This window comes from Methylocapsa aurea (genome assembly GCF_000746085.1).
GTDB lineage: Bacteria > Pseudomonadota > Alphaproteobacteria > Rhizobiales > Beijerinckiaceae > Methylocapsa > Methylocapsa aurea.
Window position 1 is genome coordinate 193,986 of sequence record NZ_JQKO01000001.1, and the last position, 19,120, is coordinate 213,105.

General features: G+C 60.6%; 12 protein-coding genes, 1 tRNA gene and 2 pseudogenes. 8 read left to right on the forward strand and 7 right to left on the reverse strand.

Annotation, left to right across the window (positions count from 1 at the left end; all coding sequences use genetic code 11):
• Positions 1–307 precede the first annotated feature (307 nt).
• Positions 308–877 (forward strand): elongation factor P, encoded by a 570-nt coding sequence (gene efp / locus DL86_RS00910; protein ID WP_036257298.1) that lies wholly within the window; start codon positions 308–310, stop codon positions 875–877.
• Between the two features lie 154 nt (positions 878–1,031).
• Here efp and DL86_RS19565 read toward each other — a convergent pair whose 3' ends face one another.
• Positions 1,032–1,382, reverse strand: a complete 351-nt coding sequence (locus DL86_RS19565; protein ID WP_156964411.1) for a hypothetical protein — start codon at positions 1,380–1,382, stop codon at positions 1,032–1,034.
• 323 nt (positions 1,383–1,705) lie between these two features.
• Here DL86_RS19565 and DL86_RS00920 point away from each other — a divergent pair, with 323 nt between their 5' ends.
• A complete protein-coding gene (locus tag DL86_RS00920) occupies positions 1,706–2,968 on the forward strand; it encodes an NAD(P)/FAD-dependent oxidoreductase (protein WP_036257301.1) in 1,263 nt (420 codons plus the stop codon).
• A 61-nt stretch (positions 2,969–3,029) separates the two neighbouring features.
• Here DL86_RS00920 and DL86_RS00925 read toward each other — a convergent pair whose 3' ends face one another.
• Entirely contained in the window at positions 3,030–4,556 is a 1,527-nt protein-coding gene (locus tag DL86_RS00925) for an aspartate ammonia-lyase (protein WP_084572609.1), read from the reverse strand.
• A 283-nt stretch (positions 4,557–4,839) separates the two neighbouring features.
• On the opposite strand from DL86_RS00925, the gene DL86_RS00930 reads away from it, so the two are divergent.
• Complete coding sequence (locus DL86_RS00930; RefSeq protein ID WP_084572650.1) at positions 4,840–5,646, forward strand: pentapeptide repeat-containing protein; 807 nt, start codon at positions 4,840–4,842, stop codon at positions 5,644–5,646.
• A 26-nt stretch (positions 5,647–5,672) separates the two neighbouring features.
• Here DL86_RS00930 and DL86_RS00935 read toward each other — a convergent pair whose 3' ends face one another.
• Positions 5,673–7,991, reverse strand: coding sequence for a Tex family protein (locus tag DL86_RS00935; protein ID WP_036257304.1), 2,319 nt, complete (start codon positions 7,989–7,991; stop codon positions 5,673–5,675).
• Positions 7,992–8,237: 246 nt separating this feature from the next.
• Here DL86_RS00935 and DL86_RS00940 point away from each other — a divergent pair.
• Positions 8,238–8,327 (forward strand) — tRNA-Ser (locus tag DL86_RS00940).
• A 574-nt stretch (positions 8,328–8,901) separates the two neighbouring features.
• Here DL86_RS00940 and DL86_RS00950 read toward each other — a convergent pair.
• From DL86_RS00950 to DL86_RS20385, 4 genes and pseudogenes are all read right to left on the reverse strand, one after another.
• Positions 8,902–9,624, reverse strand: a complete 723-nt coding sequence (locus tag DL86_RS00950) for an alpha/beta hydrolase (protein ID WP_036257305.1) — start codon at positions 9,622–9,624, stop codon at positions 8,902–8,904.
• Between the two features lie 65 nt (positions 9,625–9,689).
• Positions 9,690–10,817 (reverse strand): alanine racemase, encoded by a 1,128-nt coding sequence (alr, locus tag DL86_RS00955; RefSeq protein ID WP_036257307.1) that lies wholly within the window; start codon positions 10,815–10,817, stop codon positions 9,690–9,692.
• Positions 10,818–10,880: 63 nt separating this feature from the next.
• Positions 10,881–11,087 carry an amino acid permease C-terminal domain-containing protein gene (locus DL86_RS19025; protein WP_084572651.1) on the reverse strand — a complete coding sequence of 69 codons (207 nt, stop codon included), beginning with the start codon at positions 11,085–11,087 and terminating at the stop codon, positions 10,881–10,883.
• Positions 11,061–11,192 (reverse strand): annotated as a pseudogene (locus DL86_RS20385) (IS6 family transposase); the annotation flags it as partial. The pseudogene DL86_RS20385 and the gene DL86_RS19025, both read right to left, overlap by 27 nt.
• A gap of 124 nt (positions 11,193–11,316) precedes the next feature.
• On the opposite strand from DL86_RS20385, the pseudogene DL86_RS00965 reads away from it, so the two are divergent.
• From DL86_RS00965 to tsaE, 4 genes and pseudogenes are all read left to right on the forward strand, one after another.
• Positions 11,317–11,791 (forward strand): annotated as a pseudogene (locus DL86_RS00965) (transposase); the annotation flags it as partial.
• A 198-nt stretch (positions 11,792–11,989) separates the two neighbouring features.
• The gene (locus DL86_RS00970; RefSeq protein ID WP_156964412.1) at positions 11,990–14,083 is read left to right on the forward strand and encodes a hypothetical protein; all 2,094 of its coding nucleotides are present in this window, start codon (positions 11,990–11,992) and stop codon (positions 14,081–14,083) included.
• Positions 14,084–15,012: 929 nt separating this feature from the next.
• Positions 15,013–17,550, forward strand: a complete 2,538-nt coding sequence (locus DL86_RS00985; protein ID WP_084572610.1) for a sensor histidine kinase — start codon at positions 15,013–15,015, stop codon at positions 17,548–17,550.
• Positions 17,551–17,555: 5 nt separating this feature from the next.
• The gene (tsaE, locus tag DL86_RS00990; RefSeq protein WP_036257968.1) at positions 17,556–19,112 is read left to right on the forward strand and encodes a tRNA (adenosine(37)-N6)-threonylcarbamoyltransferase complex ATPase subunit type 1 TsaE; all 1,557 of its coding nucleotides are present in this window, start codon (positions 17,556–17,558) and stop codon (positions 19,110–19,112) included.
• Positions 19,113–19,120: the final 8 nt, after the last annotated feature.

Consider the following 19,120-nt stretch of genomic DNA (forward strand, 5'->3'; position numbering starts at 1 on the left):
TGTTGCGCTTATTCGCTCTTTAGAGCATGCCAAGAAAAAGGCGCTCGACTTTGCCGGTCGGGACATGCTCCAACTCCGTGAATTGGAGCGCGGGTTTGGCGATCAAACTGATTATTTGATCGCCAAACCCGCGCTCTTGAGCATTTTCAAGCGAACCAGCCGCCGGTTCGCGTCAAGAAAATGCGACAAATAAAAAGTTAGGGCCGCTTTCTGATCCTTGTGGAACCTGAAAGCGCTCCAGCCCCATTTCGCGAGCCGCGGCTTGAGCGCGCGGTTCAGCGAGCGCGTATCGTATAGAGGAAAGCCAGTGAAAGTCATCGCCAGTTCGATCCGCAAAGGCAATATTATCGAGAGAGAAGATGGCCAGCTCTATGTTGTCCTGACCGCCGAAAGTTTTCATCCCGGCAAAGGAACTCCGACGACGCAAATCGACATGCGGCGACTATCGGATGGCGTCAAGACGACCGACCGCTACAAGACGACCGAGCAAGTCGAACGGGCCTATGTTGAGGACTCGAATTTCAATTATCTTTACCAGGACGCCGATGGCTACACGTTCATGAATGCCGAAACCTATGATCAGGTCGTCGTGCCGCCTGAGGTGATCGGCGATCAGGCCATTTATTTGCAGGAAGGCATGACCTGCGTGTTGTCCATGTTCAATGGGGTCGCCGTCGCCATCCAATTGCCGGCGCGGGTCACGCTTGAAGTCGTTGAGACCGAACCGGCGATGAAGGGCCAGACCGCGTCGTCTTCCTATAAGCCCGCGAAGCTCTCGAACGGGGCCAGGGCCATGGTGCCGCCGCATATTTCCCCAGGAACCCGCATCGTCGTGCAGACCGAAGACGGCTCCTATGTGGAGCGCGCGAAGGACTAGATGCGCCGAGCCGAAACCGGCTGGCGCGGCCGATCGGCTCTCCTTCCGAACCAATCCAAGGACGCTCTCCTAGGCGTTCTGGCTTATGGGCGAGCGTAAACTTAATGGGGCGGGGACAAGGCTCGATCGCGGATTCGCATTCGCGGATCAAACGTCAACGCTTCGCGTCAAACTCCGCTTCAATTTGACGCAGCAAGGCGCGAATTGCTTCCGGCTCGGTATGGGCCGCCGGCAATTCAAATGCTTTTTGAAGCTTGCCAAGAAATTGCGTGGAAATCGGCTTTTCACGCGGAAATCCCGGCTCGACCGTTTCGAACCTGCTCTCCAATAGCAAGTTCCTGGACGCGCCGTTGCGTTTCAGCATCCCATTCATCTTAAAAATTCTTCCTCGTCGATCACCAACTGTGTTCTGATAGTTGACATTCTTCGAACAACCGCATCTGCATGGCAGGACCCAAATATGGCGAAAATATGCTTCACGCCGCCCGAGCCCAGAACTTGCCAAGCCATGTTTTGTTCCCTTGCTTATCGTTGCTGCATAAGCTTGCCTGAGCCGGGAACCGAGGCGCGTCTGTCATTGCGGCCATTTATACATTATTGGCTGTAGAATCCGCGGCGGCTGGTTCGGTCCCGCCACCCATCAACCTGGAAAGGCGGGAGGAGTTGATCCGGGGCGCCGCCGGCCAACCGATTTTGCCGATGCGCGGAATTGGACTTGGCCCAAATCCGATCGCTATCGCCCTCAAATCCGCGGATTGACGGCTGCTTTCGGCCAATTCCTTTGCTAGAACCGCCGTTCTCCTGGCAAATTGTGGGAAACTAGGCCGCATGTCATTTTCAACGGAACTCAGCGGCGCTTCGACAATTGCAATCGTCGGCGCGGGTCAGGCAGGCGGCGAAGTTGCGACGCTTCTCCGGCAAAACCGATTCGAGGGCGCCATTGTTCTACTTGGAGAAGAGCCTCATCTCCCCTATCTCCGGCCGCCTTTGTCCAAGACCTATCTTGCGGGTGAGATCGGCGCCGACGCGCTGATCTACAAAGCCGCTGTGGCCTATGAGAAGGCGAATGTAGATGTGAGGCTGGGCGTCCGGGTGGAGGAGATCGATAGGAACGCCACGCGGCTTGTCTTTGAGGGCGGCGGCTCGCTCAATTACGACAAGCTTGTGATCGCGACCGGAGGCCGCGCCCGCGAGCTATCGGTTCCCGGCGCCGATTTGGGCAATATCTTCTCTATTCGCAAGATTTCGGACGTTGAGGCGCTGCGGCCGCATCTTGAGGCCGGACGGCGTCTTGTGATTGTCGGCGGCGGCTACGTCGGCCTCGAGGTTGCCGCGGTCGCCATCAAGCGCGGCCTCGACGTCACTGTCCTGGAAGGCGCGCCTCGCGTTCTCGCGCGCGTCACGGCTCCAGAGCTATCCAAGTTCTATGAACGGGTGCATCGCGAGGCTGGGGTCGATATCCGCACCGGCGTCTCGGTCACCGGGTTTACGGCGGGTCCTGACGGCGTCAGCGTCGGCGCTGTCCAAAGCGGCGGCGAATCCATCGCCGCCGATTTCGTCGTGATCGGCATCGGCCTCGTCCCCAACACGGAGCTCGCGGAGCGCGCTGGCCTCCTCGTCGACGGTGGGATCGTCGTCGATGATGTCTGCTTGGCCAGCGATCCCGACATTTATGCGATCGGGGATTGCACGACCCATGCGAGCCACGGCTTTCTGCGGCGCAAGATCCGGTTGGAATCGGTTCCGAACGCGCTTGAACAAGCCCGCATCGTCGCCGCGGCGATCACCGGCAGGCCGAGCCCGGCTGTGGCGGCGCCCTGGTTCTGGTCCGACCAATATGATCTAAAATTGCAGATGGTCGGCTTGTCCGATGGCTATGAGCAGGTCGTGATCCGCGGCTCGACGGACAGTTCGTCTTTCATCGCCTTCTATCTCAAGGAGGGCCTGGTTATCGCTGCGGATGCGGTGAATCGCCTGTCGGAGTTCATGGCCGCCAAGCGGCTCGTTGGCGAGCGAATGGCGGTCCCCGCGGATCAACTCGCGGATGAGGCGGTTCCTATGAAAGCGTTGATCGCGGCCGCCGCCGGCTAGGTGCTTACCCGCATCCAGAGCATGGCCTCAGCCAAGAAAAGTCCGCAGCTATTTTTTGAGATCACGGCTTCGGCGCGGCCGAGGCCGCCATCGCCATCCGCGAGGGCCGCGTCATGGTCTCAAGCTTGAGCAGATCGTTCAACTGCGCCTCGGTCAGGAGTCCTTCTTCGAGAATAATGTCGGCAACGCGGCGACCCTCCGTGAGGGCGCGGCGGGCGATGTGCGAGCAGGTTTCATAGCCGAGCACGGGGCCAAGCGCGGTCACCAGGCCGATGCTGTTTTCGACGAGGCTGAGGCAGCGCTCGCGATCCGCCTCGATCCCGATGACGCAGCGCTTCGTCAGCGTATCGATCGCGGCGGTTAAGGTGCGGATCGAAATCAGGATGCAGAAGCCGATCGTCGGCTCGAAGGCGTTGAGTTGGAGTTGGCCCGCCTCGGCGCACATCGTCACGGTGAGATCATGGCCAATGACGAGATAGGCCACCTGGCTCACGACCTCGGGGATCACCGGATTGACCTTGCCCGGCATGATGGTGGAGCCCGCCTGCATCGCCGGCAGGCGGATCTCGCCGAACCCGCCGCGCGGGCCGGAAGAGAGCAGGCGCAAATCATTGCAAATCTTCGAAAGCTTCACCGCGATACGCTTCAGCACGCCCGAGTACAGCACGAAGGCGCCCATGTCCGAGGTCGCCTCGATCAAGTTGGAGGCGAGGACCATCGGCTGGCCGGACAGACGCGCCAGCTCCGCGACGGCGAGCGAGCCATAGCGGGGATCGGCATTGATGCCGGTGCCGATCGCGGTGGCGCCGAGGTTGATTTCGCGGAACAAGGCGCTCGCCTCCTGCAATCGGTCGATATCCTCCTTGATCGTTGTATGAAACGCATCGAATTCCTGGCCGAGAGTCATTGGCACGGCGTCTTGCAGCTGGGTGCGGCCGATCTTGAGCACATCGCCGAATTCGACCGCCTTGGCCTTGAATGCGTAGGCGAGTTCCTGCAGTCCCAGCACAAGCGGCGCCGTTGCGAAGATCACGGCGAGGCGCAGCGCGCTCGGGTAGGCGTCATTGGTGGATTGCGCCATATTGACGTCGTCGATCGGGTGCAGCGCGTCATAGTCGCCCCGCTGTCGGCCCATGATCTCCAGCCCGAGATTGGCGACGACCTCGTTCGCGTTCATATTGGTTGAAGTGCCGGCGCCGCCTTGCACAGCGTCCACGACGAATTGATCGAGAAACCGCTTCTCCGTCGCGATGCGTTCGCAGGCGCGGTCGATCGCTTGCGCTTTCTGGAGCGGCAAATGTCCAAGCCGCCGATTGGCGCGCGCCGCCGCCTGTTTGACCAGGGCCAAGGCGCGGACGAGTTCCGGAAAATGCCCGATAGGAACGCCGGTGATCGGAAAATTCTCGACAGCGCGCAATGTATGCACGCCCCAATAGGCGTCGGCTGGGATGTCGGCCTCGCCGAGGAGATCGTGCTCGCGCCGCGTCTTGATCCGCGCGAGGTCGATTGAGCGGGTGGTCGCAAGCGCGAGGGTTGCGGGAGCCTCGGCTTCGGCGCCGGCGATGGGTGCGGTGGTTTCCATGGTCATGACAAAGGTCCATTCCGCCTTGCAGGTGAAGGAGGGGCGCTGCGATTAAACGCGGCTTCGCGTCTGATAGCCTCAATATAGGCGCTTTCGCCGAAGCCGAATGGACGCGACCGCATAAATTTGACAGGAAGAGGCTGGAGCGAGGTCAGTCCAAGTGGATTCTGCTATGGTATTTCCTGACTTTCATGCACCAGCCTTCATGCCTTGACTTTCATGCGAGGCGTTGCGGAGGGCCTGCCGCGCAACGCCGAAACCCTTCGTCCCAAACATCGGAGCGCCTTCGATGAAAAGCCGCAGCAGCTTCATGACCCCCTTCGCCGGCGCAGTCCTGTTCTTTGCTGGCGCGGTCTTGCCCTCAGCGATGGCTCAGGCCCAGGATATGATGCGCAATGTCGATCTCTCGACGCCGATGTTCACCAATGCGGACATGACGCGCGAGGAGGTTGAAGCGGCGGCAAAGGCGGCCAAGGGCGCGCCGGCGGACCTTTCTGGCAAGAGCCTCAATGGCCTGGACCTCTCCGGGCTCGATCTGCGCGGCGTCAATTTCCGCGCCGCGCGGATGAACAAGACCAAACTTGCAGGTGCGAAATTGGACGGCGCGGTGCTGGATCAAGTCTGGGCCGTGGCGGCGGATTTTTCCGGCGCGAGCTTGAAAAAAGCCGGTCTTTTCGCCAGCCAGATGCAGGACGCGAAGTTTGACGGCGCGGATCTTTCGGGCGCGCGGATCACAGCGGATTTTTCGCGCGCCAGCATGAAAAACGCCAAGTTCAGGGACGCCGACCTTGCCGCCGACATGAAGAACCAATCAATGGGCCTGATGCGCGCGGTCCTGAAATCCGCCGATCTCACCGGCGCGGATTTCGAAGGCGCCAATCTCGCCCAGACCGACCTGCAATTTGCCAAGCTTTCGGGCGCGAATCTGGCCAATGCCTCGCTCAGCCGGGCCGAAGCGGGGGGCGCCGATTTTCGCGGCGCGCGCCTGGCTCACACGGATTTCAGCGACGCCGACGTGACCTCGGCCAGGCTCGACGCCGCGCAGGAAGCGGCCTTCGCGGGCGCGAAGAATTTGTCCCGCGCCATCAAGGAATAATGTCTTTCGCTGCCTTGGCGCGGCGTCTATTTGCGCCGCAGCGCCTCGCTGAGGGCCGCGCCAAGGGCGCTCTGCGGCATTGACTTTTCTTTCGGCTGCGCCGCGGCCGGCTGTGCTTGACTGCGCCGTTCGCTTGCGCCGTTCGCCGGCCCGGCGGCCGGGCGCACGGACGGAGCCGCGTCCTTTCGCATCGACAACGCGATCCGCTTGCGTTTCAGGTCCACTTCCACCACGCGCACTTCAACGACATCGCCCGCCTTGACCACGGCGGCCGGATCCTTGACGAAACGGTCGGCGAGCTGCGAGACATGGACGAGGCCGTCCTGATGCACGCCAATGTCGACGAAGGCGCCGAAATTCGCGACATTGGTGACAGTTCCCTCCAGCACCATGCCAGGCTTGAGATCCTTCATGTCATGGACGCCGTCGGCGAAACGCGCGGTCTTGAATTGGGGGCGCGGATCGCGGCCTGGCTTCTCGAGCTCGGCCAATATGTCGCGCACGGTGGGCAGGCCAAAGCGCTCATCGGCGAAGCGGGACGGATCGAGCGATTTCAATACTGCCGCATCGCCCATGAGCGAGCGGACGTCGCGGCCACAGGCGGCGACGATTTTGCGGGCCAGACCATAAGCTTCCGGATGAACCGACGAAGCGTCGAGCGGCTCCGTTCCATTGACGATGCGCAGGAAGCCTGCGCAAAGCTCGAAAGCGCGAGGACCGAGGCGGGATACGCCAAGAATGTCGCGCCGGCAGGCGAAGGCGCCCTTCTGGTCGCGGTGCGCGATGATCGCATCGGCCAGCGAGGCGCTGAGCCCGGAAACGCGCGAGAGCAGCGAGGCGGAGGCCGTGTTGAGATCGACGCCGACCGCATTCACGGCATCCTCGACGACGGCGTCGAGAGAGCGGGCGAGCCGGGTCTGGTTGACGTCATGCTGATATTGACCGACGCCGATCGCCTTGGGATCGATCTTGACGAGTTCGGCGAGCGGGTCCTGGAGGCGCCGCGCGATCGACACCGCGCCGCGCAAGGACACATCGAGGTCGGGCATCTCGGCCGCCGCCTTGGCCGATGCGGAATAGACCGAGGCGCCGGCTTCGCTGACGACCACTTTAACCGGTTTGGGATCGGGCAGGGCGTCGATTACGTCGGCGGACAATCGGTCGGTCTCTCGGCTCGCCGTCCCATTGCCAATCGCGATCAATTCGACGCGGTGTCTTTGGATGAGCCGGGCAAGCTCCGCCATCGCCCCGGCGATATCGTTGCGGGGCTGAAACGGATAGACGGCAGCGGTTTCGAGCAGCTTGCCGGTGGCGTCCACGACCGCGACTTTCACGCCAGTCCGGATGCCGGGATCAAGACCCATGGTCGGCCGCGCTCCGGCCGGCGCCGCCAGCAACAGATCCTTGAGGTTGCGCGCAAAAACATGAATGGCCTCCGCCTCGGCGCGCTCGCGCAATTCGTTCATCAGATCGAGCGAAAGATGCAGCGAGAGTTTGACCCGCCAGGCGAAGCGGACGACATCGAGCAGAAAGACATCTCCCGGACCGCCTTGAAGGGGAATGTCGAAGGTCTCCGCGATCATCCGTTCGACCGGCTTCAGAGGCGCGGCGTTCTCGGCGTCGATTTCGAGGTCGAGCGAAAGGAACCCTTCGTTGCGGGCGCGCAGCATGGCGAGCGCGCGATGGCTCGGAGCATTGGCCCAGCGTTCGCTATGGTCGAAATAGTCTGAGAATTTCGCGCCCGCTTCTTCCTTGCCTTCGACGACTTTTGCGCGAAGCACCGCATGGGCCTTGAGATAGGCGCGGAGCTGACCGATGAGATCGGCGTTTTCGGCAAAAGCTTCCGTCAGGATGTCGCGGGCGCCCTCAAGCGCGGTCTTGGCGTCGGGGACCGCCTCAGACAGAAATGCCTGCGCCAATTCGGTTGGAGCCGCTGTGCGATTGGCGAGGATTTGATCGGCCAAGGCCCCAAGTCCGCGCTCGCGGGCGATTTCCGCCCGCGTCCGGCGCTTGGGCCGGAATGGCAAATAGATATCTTCAAGCTCGGCTTTGGTAAGGACGCCGGCGATCTTCGCCTCCAGCGCTTCGGTCAATTTGCCCTGGGAGCGGATCGAGTCGAGGATGCTGACGCGGCGCGCCTCTAGCTCGCGCAAATAGGCGAGGCGCTCTTCGAGATCGCGGAGCTGCGTGTCGTCGAGACCGCCAGTCGCCTCCTTGCGATAGCGCGCGATGAAGGGAACCGTCGCGCCCTCGTCGAGAAGATCGACCGCAACCTTGACTTGCTCGGGCCGCGCCTTGATTTCGGCGGCGATGGTTCGAAGAATCGGGTCGACGGCGGAGCCCATTTTGGATGATCCATTCGATTCGGGGCCGCGACCATAGGGGAAGCTGGCGTCAATTCCAACCCGGAGCGGACGCTGGAGGGGAGTTGGCAAGGCGTTGGCGGGATGTGGGGATGCAAGCTTGCGCCGCGCCGCGCCGCACGATAGTAGAGCCTATTCGCGACGCGCCGCATCGCCGGAGGCATTTTTCAGGATGCCCGGCAGGACGAGCAAATGGCGGACGCAAGACGTCCGTTTGAGCGAAACTCCGGAGGGGTGGCCGAGTGGTTGAAGGCGCACGCCTGGAAAGTGTGTATGCGGGAAACCGTATCGCGGGTTCGAATCCCGCTCCCTCCGCCACATCAGAACAAAACTGCGAACGCCGTTCGTCGGGCAGGGTGCTTCACTCCCAACCAGCCTTACCTGTTTGGAGAGCCCCCAACAACGCCTCCAGCTACATCTCGGCCGACCTCGCCAAATGGATCGACGGCCAGAACATGGAGCATGTCCGCGCTGCGCCCTATCATCCAATGACCCATGGCAGGATTGAGCGCTGGCATCTGACGCTCAAAAGCCGCATCCTGATCGAGACCTATTGCCTGCCGGCGATCTCGATGCGCAGATCGCGGACTTCGTCGCCGACTACAACGACCGGCGCCATCACGAGAGCATCGACAATCCGACGCCAGCCAACGTCTACTTCGGCCGCGGCTCGCCATTCTCATCGAACGGGAAAGGATCAAACGACGGAGCATAACCAATCGCCGCTTGCGGCGCCGTCGGAAAGCCGCATGACGTCACAAACCAGACGAGCCAGAGCCTCTCTTATTTTAAGCCGCCGACTGTCCTAAAAACTTGACGACCGATACCAGCGGCCTGCCTGTAGCCGGACGATTGCCAGCGCGTTCTGGTGCGGAAGATCCTGTCAAGGCCGTCAATGCCCGTGATCGTGGTCGTGATCATCATGCTCATGGTGGTCATGGTCATGATTTTCCTTTTTGACCTTCGGCTTGATCAGCGCCTTGGCCAGAAATGTCTCGCAGGCCATCACGCCATCATCATCGATCAGATGTTCAACGCCTTTGCGGGTCATGCTTTTGACCGGCGCGTCCAGAGCCTTCAAAGCCTCTTTCGTTTTGGTCATAGCGTCGAGCGGCGCGACGGGATCGGCGTCGCCATGAATGAGCAGGATTTGCGGCTTCGCCACGATCTCGGCGCTCTCTGCTTCGCCGCCGCTGTACGTCCCTGAAAAGGCGACTATGCCGCCGATGGTGTTGGGGCGGCGCAGGCCGACATGAAGCGCCATATCCGCGCCTTGCGAGAAACCGACCAAGGCCAGATGGCTGTCGTCGAGACGGCGCTTGGCCAGCATCTCATCCAGAAATGTGTTGAGGGCCGCGGCGGCTTCCTTGATCCCGGCCTGGATCTCGTCCGTGCTTTTGCTCTCGGTTTCGAACCATTTCCGGCTATTCGGCTGTTTTCCAGGCAACGGCGCCTCGGCCAGCAGAAAATCGGCTTTGAGCATCGTCGGCTGCCAATTGATCGCGATGTCGACGAGTTTTGCATCCGCCGCGCCCGGCTCATCGAGCAACACGACAAGATAGACCGGCTTGCCGCAGGACATGGCTGCGAGGCAGGCTCCCTCTTTGATTTCCATGCTCGTCTCCTCTCGAAACGCGGCAGCGGGTGAATGGGCCCATATCAAAGATGCGCCCGGCCCGCTCACAGCTTCTGATAGCGGCGATGACATCTCTGGCCGAGCCGCGTCAAAACCTCGTAGCCGCTGATGCCGGCCGCCGCCGCGAAATCATCAATCGTGATCGACGGACCGATCAATTCGACGATGTCGCCGCGCTCAACATAGCCGGAATCGCTGGTGTCGACGGCGACGAGATCCATGCCGACCCCGCCGATATAGGGGCAGCGCTTGCCTTGCACGATCGCTACTCCACCCGCTCCATTTTTGGTTTTGGTGAGGCTCTGCGGGATGCCATCGGCGGTTCCAGCACTGATCGTTGAGATGCGCCGCGGCCCGCGCGCAGCCCAGCCCTGATCGTCGCCGACGCGTTCGCCGGGCTCCAAAATGCGCACTTGGATCACTTGCGATTCAAGCCGTATGACGGGCTTCATCGGATTGGGTCGCCCGGGCGCCGGATTGCCGCCATAGAGCGCATAGCCCGGCCGCACGACATCATAGAGCGGATTGGCTTCGAGAAAGATCGCCCCTGAATTGGCGATCGAGGCGCGCGCGTTCGGCAATCTCGTCCGCATGATTTCGAACTTTTCGATCTGTTTGGCGATCATCGCCTCATGCTCGGCGCGGGCGAGTTGCGTCATGACGAGCTTCACGTCGAAGAGATGCGAAAGATGAATGCCGTGCTCCAGATCGTAGGGCTTGAGGCCAAGCTGATTGAGGCCGGTTTCAAGACGAAAGGCGGCGGGAAGCAATCCGCCTTTTGGCGCGCGCCGCCCCGTCACGGCGCAATATTGCCCCCAATCTTCGATCTCAGGCACGGAGCAGAGCACTGGCGCCAGATCGAAATCGGCAAAAAGCGGCGCGGTGTCGGGCCGCATTCCGTTCAACACGAAGATTGCGGCGTCAGGCGCAATCGCGCGGGCGGCGCGGCCTTCGAAAGCATGCGCGACGAAAAAAGTCTTGCAGCCAGCCTCATAAAGCGCCTTGACGACGGGGCGCAACCCCAGGCCGTAAGCATCGGCCTTGACCACGGCGCCGCATTCGGCGTCGCCGCAGACGACCCGCAAGGTCTGCCAATTGGCCACGATCGCAGCGAGATCGACCGTCAGGATCGTACCCGCTTCGCTGGAGGTGACTTCCGTGGTGCGGTCCATTCTTGTCCGTTATTTTGCGCCTGCCAACTGGGCAGCCCTTTACAGAGCAAGAAGTCTGCCGGTTTATTCGGCCGGCGCGGGCGCCTCGGTCTCCTGCGTCATACGGCTATGCTTGATGCCGTAAACAAAATTGATAACGAGACCGATCGCAAGCCATATAGCCAGCCTGACCCAAGTGTCGCCGGGGAGCCTCAGCATCAGGAAAATCGGATTTTCCTCAAAGGGATCCTGCGGCGCTGGCCATAATCCGCGTTCGGCCATCATTTCCATGAGATCCCGGAAGGTAAGCTTGAACCGAAGACGCCAACGCGCGCAGAGGATGATAATCTCGCGGTCAAAATGGCGGCCTTTTAAGAGATCATCTACGCTCGGCATGGCGGTTGCTTTCACTCTTGTCACTCCCTCACCGGCAAATATGCTCCGCTTGCGCCAGAGCCTCCTCGTCTGCCCAACCATCAAGCGTCGCAACCGCCTCGTGAATATCGTTGGCCCGCGCTGGGCGATGACGATCGCTAAGCCGCGCCGGGTGGTCGCCACGGTGGAATGGCATTTGGGCGAACTTTGTCCGCGCGTCGGCTTCATCGTGACCAACATGGCGAGGCCTCCCGAGAATGTTGTCCTTCTACAACAAGCAGGGGACATGTCAGCGGTGGATTAAGGAAGGCAAGGGCGCGGTCAGACGGACGCGGTTCTTATGCCGCGCGTTTGCGGCCAACACGGTCCGCCTTCAACTTCATGCGCTGACCTACAATCTCGGTAATTTTCTGCGCGCGCTGGCGACGCCGGAGCCGATGAAGGATTGGTCGCTGACGAGCCTGAAGGAAAAGCTGATCAAGATCGGCGCGAAGGTCGTTAGCCACAGGCGCTATGTCGCATTCCGAATGGCCGAAGCCGCCATTTCAGGCAACCTCTTCGCAGACATTCTGGGGATGATCGCGGAACTGCAGCCACCGCAAGTTGCATCGTCAGCTTAATGCGTCCGGCGTCGCGCATCCCATCAAAAGCCAGGCGAAAGATGCGTCTTAACGACGGAAAATTTGGGAGCTTCAGCGTTCCGCCCGACCTCGGAACGTCCTACGCTTTTCGCCAACGTCTCCGCGGCGATCGGGGCTTGCCAATAACCACGAACAGGTGCAGGTTTGTTTTCAATCGGCGCTATCTGGAGAATGTCGATGAATTGGGTTGGAAACGATAAGCCGAAGGCGGCGGTGGGCCTCGCAGCGTTTTTCGTCGGGGCGATTCTAGCTGCCGTTTGCCCCGCGAAGGCGCTTGTCCAGTGCCCCGTTACGCCGCCCACCATGACGATCAAGATTTACAACGATTCCGACGATCAATATCTCTTTCCCGAGCTTGAGACCGGCCTCGGCGCCGAGGATGTCTGGATCCAGGCGATCTGCAAGGTGCCGAACAGTCAAATACCCAGTCATCAGTACCCGCGGACGTTGACCAACAGATTCTACATCAATCCGGACGGCGGCATCGCACCGCACCAAAGCGTGGTCATCACGCTTCCCCTTTATACGCAACTGGTTGCTTCCGTAAGCCCGAACGCGAACGACCAATATGCGGAATGGTGGCAGGGCCAGAACATACAATTGTTCACCAGCCCGACGTCGACGCCGCCAAAGGCGTATCTTGAGGCTTATCAATCAAAATCGAGGACGGGCCAGACGCCGCTGACGTCGCTGGCGGCGAACCCCACCTGGCCGACCTGCCCGGTGCCGTGCAAACTGGTATTTTTCAAGGATACCATGGGCACGCTGCCGAAGAACGGCCCGAGCCAGCTCATCGAAGCGACCCTCGGCGCCCGGCAGGCGCAAAAGGTCGTTAATGATTCCCCGCCAAATTCGCTCGACATCCGCAACGCCGATTTTGACGTGAGTTACGTCAACGTCGCCTATGCGCCGGCTGCGATGGGGCCATACCAGAACGATCAGGTCGGTTATGTCGGTTCGCCTATGGCGATGGCGACCGCCCAGGCCCGCCTCAATAAATTCAAGACGGACTATCCGGGTTGGCCGCAATTCGTGGTCACCTATACGGATAGCACGCCGCCGGAAACAATTCTGAAATTCGCCTCGCCGCTTGAAGTATTTGCGAGATTGAGCCCGCCTAGCCCGAACCCCCCGCCCGATCTGACCGCGCCGCCGCAGTGGCCCAATAAATTGTGGGCTCCCATTGAGAATCTGCGGACCGATTGGAAGAAATACACCGCGTCCTGCCGCCATAGCGATCGAGGGTCCACGACATTTTGCGACGCCCTCCTCGACGTGCGGGATCTCATCGTTGCGAATTACAATCAATATGTCGCGCTCATCAAAAACAAGACCTGCACAGGAACCGCCGTTCCGAAAACAGACGATGCGATCATATCGCATGCCTATGGATGGGCTCCGTGGACCGCGGCGAATGAAGTGGGCAAAGGGTGCAGCGCGACGGCGAACTTGCTGGAGGACACGCCGGGCTACTGGACCCAGGCGCGAGGCAAACCTAAAGATTATACCAAATATCTGAAGGTCAAGCTCGAATTCGATAAGTTGAACTACGGGACTCTGCCCAGCCCGGCATACGTGTTCAACCCGTGGGTGAACCTCATTCACAACAAGACCTATCTGGACATACCCGGCGCATATGCCTATTCGGTCGACGACGCCGTGGGCAACATTCAGGCTGAGGCAACGGGATATATCATTGATTTCGCAAGCTTGGAGCATCTTGAGAATAAATTTCCGGCCGAGCCGCCGATCAATATTGCGCTCGGATATTCGGCGCAATCTCCAATCAGGTTTTCGAGCTATCGCGTCTGCGTCAACGATTTGGCCCACGACAAGCCAGTCAACGAATTGAATCCGGCGTTTATCATCAACGCCCGCGATCCTTCCTCGTGCCCCGTGTACCTTATCGACAATGGCTACAATAAGAGCGCCCCGCAAACCTATACGTTCACGATCACCAAGGCGCCGCCGTTCACGGAATTTACGATTCCGCAAGTCAATGCTGGCGTGCCCAAATGGGATAATAGCTCGCACTCAATACCGAACACGAACACGACCAACATAATCTATTGCAACGGCAATACGTCGACGGCGCCCTTTCAGCAGTCGAGTAAGGCTTGGTGCTGCGATTTGAAATACAGCACCGGCGTTTGGGCGTACACAAAGCCGGATCCAACCAGCGCTCATGCGACGCAGGTCCACACGGCTGTGACCAATCCAGCGCTGCCGAACTCGACCACCACCGACAAGGCCTGCAACCTCGGGCATTAGCTCTGCCCGCCGCCTTGCCAACGCCGGTTCCGATTGATCTCGCTTAAGCAGTTGCAATGCGGTTTCGATGGATGAAAGTTGAAGACATATAGCAACTGTGGTCCGGGCCATGCGATCAGATCGTTGACGTCGCCTCATGACGCGATAACCTTGGCGTTCAATTCGTTGAGTAGCTTCATATAGTTCAAATCAATACGATAAAAGTCGGGCGGACGCTCCCTCCGCCACCTATGCATTTTGTCTTTGATCTTGCTGGCCGCCGTTTGGATAAGAGCGCCTTAGCTGGCTGTGAGTGGATGGAATTTGGGAGGAACAGCCGATATGTTCGAGTGGTTCAAGAACCTCTTGAGGAAATATGTCATCCAGGACGTGCCGATGGAGCTTGCGATGTGCGAATTCGGGTGCAGGGTCAAGGAATGCCGGCGCGGGGAATGGCAAACGTGCGAAAATAGGATTCTTGATATGGAACGTGAGGCCGCCTACGCTCAAAAAGTTTTAGATTCCAATTTCAATCCTGGGGGCGGCGGATTAGAACGGAAGCCAAATTAATTCTAATTTAGTTCACGCATTGAACGAGATTTTATTCAGTTTTTTTGAGAGCTCCGGCCATTGCGGGCGCAAGCGCATGTTTTGGCAATGTGGAAACCAGAGCGCATTAAGAATTAAAAATGCGGAAGAAGTTAAAGCGGCGCCCAACTCCGCTGAATAGGGAGGCGCGCTGGCGCCGCTGAGCAGGATGTCGGCAGCCGGATTTTTCGGCTGTGTCCACGCCCTAGTCCGCATCTTCCGACGCCGAAATCCTGCCGCACGGACATGGTGGAAGCCGTTGCGCTCTCCATTTACGGGATTCTCAAGAATTCATTCTATCGCTAGAGTGAGAGAATTCGGCGGGCGGCGGGCTTGGGTCGGGACCGCACCGGGAGGCGTGGATGGGGTGGCGCTGGCGCCAGCGAGGCGCGAGAATTTGGCGGCGGCTATCCTGGCTGCGCCTGGGCCAGGGGCTTGGCGGTTGCGCCGCGCTTGTCTGCCTTGGCGCGCCCGCGCTGGCGGTGCGCTTCTGGCCGGACCCCCTTCTCGCTGAGACCAGCCTTGCTGGCCGACTGCGCCAGAGCGCGGACGTCGCGGCCATCGCGCTGATTATCGGCCTGGTTCTTTTTTCGACTCTCACCGCCCTGTTGCATCTGACCGGACGGCGGCGGTGGATGCGCCGCGAGAACGCGCTCAATTTGGAGCTCGCCGCCTTGCGCGCCAGACTTGACCGCGCTGAACTTTTTCTTGCCGCCGAATCGCAGATTGTCATCGCCTGGGATCGGCCGGGCGAGGAGCCGGACATCGAGGGCGATCTCGGCCTTGTGACCGACGCATCGAATGCCCGGCGCGTGCTTGCCTTCGGGTCGTGGCTGGCCCCCGACTTGGCGCAAAGCCTCGACGCCTGCCTCGCGAAGCTGCGCGATCGCGGCGAAGCCTTCCGCTTTACGCTGACGAGCCTCAGCGGACGCCATCTCGAAGCCGAGGGTCGCCCGGTCAATGGCCTCGCCGTCATGCGCATCCGAGATGTTTCCGGCGATCGCCTCGAACTCATTCGATTGCACGAGCTGCAGGTGCGAACGATAGGAGAACTTCACGCCTTGTGGGCGATGCTCGACGCGGTTCCAAATCCGGCATGGGTGCGCGATGGCGAAGGCCGGCTGACCTGGGTCAATGCCGCTTATGCCCGCGCAGTCGAAGCCGAGGATCCAACCGCGGCCGTCTCGCGAGGCATCGAGCTTCTCGACCGTCCGGCGCGCGATGCGAGCGCCGAGGCGCGCGCCGCCAGGGCCATCTGGCGTGGACGTGCGCCTGCGGTGGTTGTCGGCGAGCGGCGGATGCTCGACATCGTCGATGCGCCAGCTGGGACCGCTTCTGTCGGGATGGCCATGGACGTATCCGAGATCGAAGCCATGCGCGATGCGCTCGACCGTGAAATGCAGGCGCATGCGCGCACTCTCGATCAGCTTTCGACCGCCGTCGTCATTTTCGACCGTTCGAAGCGCCTTGTGTTTCACAATGCCGCCTATCGCCAACTATGGGCGCTCGATCAGGCCTGGCTCGATCAACATCCAACCGATTCCGAAATCCTCGACCGGCTGCGCGCGGCGCGGCTCTTGCCCGAACAAGCCGATTTCCGCGCCTGGAAGAGAGCCCTTCTTGACGCCTACCAATCGCTCGAGACGGACGAGCAGGCCTGGTACCTGCCTGATGGACGGACCTTGCGCATAGTCATCAATCCCAATCCGCAAGGCGGCGTCACTTATCTTTTCGACGACGTAACGGAGCGCTTCCACCTCGAATCCCAATTCAACGCTCTGATCCGGGTGCAGGGCGAAACCCTTGATACGCTCAAGGAAGGCGTCGCCGTGTTTGGCAGCGATGGCCGCCTGAAACTGTTCAATCCCGCCTTCGCGCGCATGTGGACGCTCGAGTCAAATCAGCTTGACGACCGGCCGCATATCGATCGCGTGGCGGCGATCTGCGCACCGCTTTTCGCCGATAACGAAGCCTGGGAGGATTTACGCGCAGTCGTCGCCGGGCTGCAGGATCAACGCCTTGGGTTCGAACGCCGCCTCGCGCGCCGCGACGGATCCGTCCTCGATTGCGCGGCCGCGCCGCTGCCCGATGGCGCGACCCTTCTCACCTTCATCGATGCGACGGCAGGGGTGAATGTCGAAAGAGCGCTGACCGAACGAAACCAGGCGCTGATCGACGCCGAAAAGCTGCGCAACGATTTTGTCCATCATGTGTCCTACGAATTGCGTTCGCCGCTAACCAATATCATTGGCTTCATCCAGCTTCTGGGCGATCCGGCGGTCGGGCCGCTGAACAAGAAGCAGCTTGAATATGCCGGCTATGTGATGAAATCCTCGTCGGCGCTCCTGGCGATCATCAATGATATTCTCGATCTTGCCTCGATCGACGCCGATGCGATGGAATTGTCGCTCGAGGAAGTCGACATTGCGCAAACGATGCAGGCCGCGGCCGAGGGCGTGCAAGACCGCCTCGATGAAACGAGCCTCACGTTGCGCGTCTCGGTCATGGACGGCGTCGGCGCGTTTATCGCCGACGGCAAACGCATCCGGCAAATCCTCTTTAATCTCTTGTCCAACGCCATCGGCTTTTCGTCGCCGGGCCAGTTTGTTGATCTTGCGGCCTTGCGGCGCGGCGATGAAATCGTATTCAAGGTCACCGATCAGGGACGCGGCATGCCGGCGGCGATCGTCGAACATATTTTCGATCGTTTCAAAACGCATACGACGGGTTCGCGCCACCGCGGCGTCGGGCTTGGCCTTTCTATTGTGCGATCCTTTGTCGAGCTCCACGGCGGCCGCATCTTGATCGACACAGCGCCGGGCGAAGGGACGACCGTCACTTGCATCTTTCCAGCCGAGGGTGTGAAGCTGGCGGCGGTTGAAACAGCGCAGGGAGTATGAACGCGATGGCGGTTGAGGCGGCGCTGGAAACCAAGCCCGATACGATCTGGCCGCGCGCTCTCGAGGGCGAGGCGAGCGTTCGGGAGCTTGCGGCCGATGTCGCCGCATTGATTGGTCCAGGCGATCTCGTGACCCTGTCCGGCGATCTTGGCGCCGGGAAAACGACCTTCGCCCGCGCGCTGATTCGCCTCCTCACGGGCGAGCCCGATCTTGAAGTTCCAAGCCCGACCTTCGTCTTGATGCAGGTCTATGAGGGCGAGCGCTATCCGATCGTTCACGCCGATCTCTACCGGATCGGCAAGCCTGATGAACTCGCGGAACTTGGCTGGGAAGAGGCCTCCGAGGGGGCGCTTGTTCTCGTCGAATGGCCGGACCGGGCCGGGGAATTTCTGAAGGCCGATCGGCTTGATATCGAATTCAACCTTGACCCCGATCGCGGCGAATCCTTCCGCGCGGCGACCTTGACCGGCATCGGGGCATTCGCCGCGCGGCTCGGCAAGGCCAAGGCGATTCACGACATCCTCGAGCGCAGCGGCTGGAGCGACGCGGAGCGTCAATTCATGCAGGGCGATGCTTCGAGGCGCGCCTATGAGCGCTTGGTCAAGCCGGATGGACGAAGCGCCATCTTGATGATTTCGCCAAAGCAGTCGGATGGACCGCCGCTGCGCTACGGCAAGCCGTATAGCGCGATCGCGCGGCTCGCTGAGGACATCCGGCCTTTCATTGCAATCGACCAGGGCCTGCGCCAGCAGGGATTGTCAGCGCCGGAGATCTTCGCCTTCGACCTCCATGCCGGACTGATTCTACTGGAGGATCTCGGCTCGGAGCCGATTGTTGGCAAAGATGGAGTGAATCAGGAGCGCTACGCCTGGGCGGTGACGGCGCTCGCAACCTTGCACAATGCGAACCTTCCCGACACGCTGCCGGTCGACGACAATGAGACCTATCGAATTCCAAATTATGACCTCGATGCGCTTTCGATCGAGGTCGAACTGTTGCTCGACTGGTATGCGCCCCATGTCGCCGGCATCCAACTCGCCTCCGGCGCCAAGGCGACCTTCGTCAATCTTTGGCGCCGGGCGCTGCAGGAGGGCGTCACCACGCGGACGACCTGGACGTTGCGGGATTATCATTCGCCTAACATTATCTGGCTGGCCGAGCGCGAAGGCGTTGCGAAGGTCGGCATGGTCGATTTCCAGGACTGCGTCCTCGGCCATCCCGCCTATGACGTCGTCTCGCTGCTGCAGGATGGGCGGGTTGACGTTCAAAATGTCATCGAATTGAAATTGCTCACTCATTACGCCCGCCTGCGGCGAGAGGCGGACCCCGGCTTCGACATGGCCGATTTTGCCCGCGCCTACGCCGTTCTCGGGGCGCAGCGGGCGACCAAGATCCTGGGGATCTTCGCCCGCCTCGATGCGCGCGACCACAGGCCGGATTATCTCGTCCATCTGCCGCATGTCGAAAAATATTTGGTCAAGGACCTTGCTCATCCGATTCTGGCGGACCTCAAGATCTGGTATGAGACGCATCTGCCGAGGATCTTCGATCCCGCCCCCTGAGCGAACCG

What these genes read in the sequence shown, in the direction of transcription:
- DL86_RS00920 (WP_036257301.1), top strand. Translation starts at nt 1,706, where the DNA reads ATGTCATTTTCAACGGAACTCAGCGGCGCTTCGACAATTGCAATCGTC.
- DL86_RS00925 (WP_084572609.1), bottom strand. Translation starts at nt 4,556, where the DNA reads ATGACCATGGAAACCACCGCACCCATCGCCGGCGCCGAAGCCGAGGCT.
- DL86_RS00930 (WP_084572650.1), top strand. Translation starts at nt 4,840, where the DNA reads ATGAAAAGCCGCAGCAGCTTCATGACCCCCTTCGCCGGCGCAGTCCTG.
- DL86_RS00935 (WP_036257304.1), bottom strand. Translation starts at nt 7,991, where the DNA reads ATGGGCTCCGCCGTCGACCCGATTCTTCGAACCATCGCCGCCGAAATC.
- DL86_RS00950 (WP_036257305.1), bottom strand. Translation starts at nt 9,624, where the DNA reads ATGGAAATCAAAGAGGGAGCCTGCCTCGCAGCCATGTCCTGCGGCAAG.
- alr (WP_036257307.1), bottom strand. Translation starts at nt 10,817, where the DNA reads ATGGACCGCACCACGGAAGTCACCTCCAGCGAAGCGGGTACGATCCTG.
- DL86_RS19025 (WP_084572651.1), bottom strand. Translation starts at nt 11,087, where the DNA reads ATGGAAATGATGGCCGAACGCGGATTATGGCCAGCGCCGCAGGATCCC.
- DL86_RS00970 (WP_156964412.1), top strand. Translation starts at nt 11,990, where the DNA reads ATGAATTGGGTTGGAAACGATAAGCCGAAGGCGGCGGTGGGCCTCGCA.
- DL86_RS00985 (WP_084572610.1), top strand. Translation starts at nt 15,013, where the DNA reads ATGGGGTGGCGCTGGCGCCAGCGAGGCGCGAGAATTTGGCGGCGGCTA.
- tsaE (WP_036257968.1), top strand. Translation starts at nt 17,556, where the DNA reads ATGGCGGTTGAGGCGGCGCTGGAAACCAAGCCCGATACGATCTGGCCG.